Source organism: Streptomyces sp. NPDC058964 (genome assembly GCF_042741275.1).
Lineage (GTDB): Bacteria > Actinomycetota > Actinomycetes > Streptomycetales > Streptomycetaceae > Streptomyces.
Window position 1 is genome coordinate 1 of sequence record NZ_JBHYKH010000878.1, and the last position, 1,999, is coordinate 1,999.

Annotated in this window: 3 protein-coding genes and 1 pseudogene; 1 reads left to right on the plus strand and 3 read right to left on the minus strand. The window is 70.6% G+C overall.

Going from position 1 to position 1,999, the window contains the following annotated elements; translation table 11 throughout:
• Positions 1–326: 326 nt before the first annotated feature.
• Complete coding sequence (locus ACFW2E_RS45895) at positions 327–896, minus strand: TetR/AcrR family transcriptional regulator (RefSeq protein WP_384477871.1); 570 nt, start codon at positions 894–896, stop codon at positions 327–329.
• Between the two features lie 71 nt (positions 897–967).
• Between ACFW2E_RS45895 and ACFW2E_RS45900 the strand changes: the two genes are divergently transcribed.
• Positions 968–1,459: an FBP domain-containing protein gene (locus ACFW2E_RS45900; RefSeq protein WP_384477874.1), complete on the plus strand. Its 492-nt coding sequence runs from the start codon at positions 968–970 to the stop codon at positions 1,457–1,459.
• A gap of 23 nt (positions 1,460–1,482) precedes the next feature.
• Here the strand turns inward: ACFW2E_RS45900 and ACFW2E_RS45905 are convergent, their stop codons facing one another.
• Positions 1,483–1,854, minus strand: coding sequence for a YybH family protein (locus tag ACFW2E_RS45905; RefSeq protein ID WP_384477877.1), 372 nt, complete (start codon positions 1,852–1,854; stop codon positions 1,483–1,485).
• Between the two features lie 74 nt (positions 1,855–1,928).
• A pseudogene (locus ACFW2E_RS45910) lies at positions 1,929–1,999 on the minus strand (dehydrogenase); the annotation flags it as partial.

Genomic DNA, 1,999 nt, shown 5'->3' on the forward strand with positions numbered 1-1,999 from the left:
ACCCCCCCCGGGGCGGGGGGGGGGGCGCCCCCCCCCTCTCTCGGGGGGGCGGGGCCGCGGCGGGGGCGCCCCCCCCCCCCCCACCACGTTTCCTTCTCCGGCCGCCGATGGCACGACGAGACGTCGTGTCAGGCGCCCTGCCCCGCGAGCGGACCGCCGGCCCTGAAGACCCGCGCGGCAAAGCGTTCACCGATGAGGCGATGGGTGGCGGCGTCCGGGTGGAGCTCGTCGTGTCGACGTCTGACGGTTGACGGTTGACGGTGAGGTGCGGCGGGTCAGGTTCGACGGATGACGCGTGAGGCGTACTCGCGTGCGAGTCTTTCCGGTCAGGGCGCGGGCCAGCTCCGCAACAGGGCGTCCAGGGCATCGATGATCCGTGTCCAGCTCTCCCCGGAGTCGGGGGCGCTGTGACTGAACCCACCGCCCAGTTCCAGGCTGACGTAGCCGTGGAAGACGCTGCCCAGGAGGCGGACCGCGTGGGTCTGGTCCGGCTCCGTGAGGTCGTAGCCGCGCAGGATCGCCCGCGTCATCTGCGCATGGCGGACGCCGGCGCTCGCGGCCGCCGTCTGCGGGTCGAGCCTGAGCCGGGCCGCCGCGTATCGGCCGGGATGCTCCCGCGCGTAGTCGCGGTAGACGTTCGCGAAGGCGGCCAGGGCGTCCTTGCCGGCCCGGCCGGCCAGCGCGTCGGCCGCCCGGTCCGCGAGCTCCTCCAGGGCCAGCAGTGCGATCCGGGTCCTCAGGTCCTGGGAGTTCTTCACATGCGAGTAGAGGCTCGCCACCTTGACGTCGAACCGTCTGGCGAGTGCCGAGACGGTCACCTGGTCGAAGCCGACCTCGTCGGCCAGTTCCGCTCCCGCCCGGGTCAGGCGTTCCGTGGTCAGCCCTGCGCGCGCCATAACCTTCCTCCTGTTGAACAGAGAAGATTATGCATTTGCCTAAAGGTTTTAGGCAAATTAGCTTGTCCCTTATGAAGCCACTGACCGAGCAAGAGATCCGCGCCGCGTTCGTCAACTGCACCAAGGGCGAGGCGAGGCGCCTGTCCGTCCCGCGCGACCTGGCCGACCGGCCCTGGGACGACCTCGACTTCCTCGGCTGGCGCGACCCCCAGGCCCCCGACCGCGCCTTCCTCGTCCTGGAACTCGACGGCCGCCCGAGGGCCCTGACGCTGCGCGGCTCCGGCCCGGTCTTCTCGCAGGCGCGGCGCAGCATGTGCTCGATGTGCCTGACCTCCCACACCGGCGGTGTCTCCCTGATGGTCGCGCCGAGGGCGGGGAAGGCCGGGCAGCAGGGCAACTCGGTCGGCGCCTACATCTGCAGCGACCTCGCCTGCTCGCTGTACGTGCGGGGCATGAAGGACGCGGGCGCCGGTGCGCGGCTCCAGGAGTCGCTCACCCTGGAGGAGAAGATCCGGCGGACCGTGGCGAACGTCGCCGCGTTCGTCGCCCGGGTGACCGCTTGAACCCGGGCGACGGGGAACGCGCGCTAGCCGAGGCGGGAGACCTGGTAGTGGGCGATGAGCCAGCCCTCCTGCGTACGCCTGACCAGCACACTGAGGTTGACGTCGATCGCGGGCCGGTCGGTGAACGAGAAGTCGACGTCCAGATAGCCGAGCACGAGGCCGTCGGCGAGGCGCCTGGTCTCCAGGACGCGGTACTCGGCCTTCAGTCCGATGGGCTGTGAGGCGTAGTAGGCGGCGACTCCCGGCCGTCCGACGGTGTAGGGGTGCAGCCCCTGGAAGATCGCGTCTTCGGTGAACTGGGCGGCCACCAGTTCCGGTTCATGACCGTCGACGGCGGCCTTCCACCGGTCGAGCACTGCGCGCAGGACCGCCTCGTCGTCCGTGGTGCCGTTCATCGGGTTCTCCTCATGGTCGTGTCGTCGGGCCGTGACGGAGACCTCCGGCCTCCGTCACGAAAGGCGTCCCGCATTCAGTGGCCGGCGCTCATGCCGCCGTCGACGTGGAGGATCTCGCCGGTGACGAAGGGGGCGTTCTCCAGGT

Coding starts and splice junctions, on each gene's coding strand:
- ACFW2E_RS45900 (WP_384477874.1), top strand. CDS start 968: ATGAAGCCACTGACCGAGCAAGAGATCCGCGCCGCGTTCGTCAACTGC.
- ACFW2E_RS45895 (WP_384477871.1), bottom strand. CDS start 896: ATGGCGCGCGCAGGGCTGACCACGGAACGCCTGACCCGGGCGGGAGCG.
- ACFW2E_RS45905 (WP_384477877.1), bottom strand. CDS start 1,854: ATGAACGGCACCACGGACGACGAGGCGGTCCTGCGCGCAGTGCTCGAC.